1 protein-coding gene is annotated in these 203 nt (G+C 35.0%); it reads right to left on the reverse strand.

Annotation, left to right across the window (positions count from 1 at the left end; translation table 11 throughout):
- Nucleotides 1–203, reverse strand: a 203-nt coding sequence (locus HMPREF2846_RS14455) for a hypothetical protein (RefSeq protein ID WP_176745487.1), incomplete at both ends; no start/stop codon positions are given.

The raw sequence follows: 203 nt of genomic DNA on the forward strand, positions 1-203 counted from the left end.
TCCTCACTTAATAAATTTTTATTTTCAAATACATTACCAATTACCTCACATTTTTCATGGACATCAAGAACTGACGAACCTTTATCTGTCACCCAACCTAACCAACTTTCAGATTGGGAACCGTCACTGTCAAAGCCAGTACCAAATGTAACTACACCAATTTCATCGTGAACTCCATTTAAATAACCTTTGTCGATAATATC

The organism is Staphylococcus sp. HMSC056G08 (genome assembly GCF_001812305.1).
In the GTDB taxonomy this organism is placed as follows: Bacteria; Bacillota; Bacilli; order Staphylococcales; family Staphylococcaceae; genus Staphylococcus; species Staphylococcus simulans.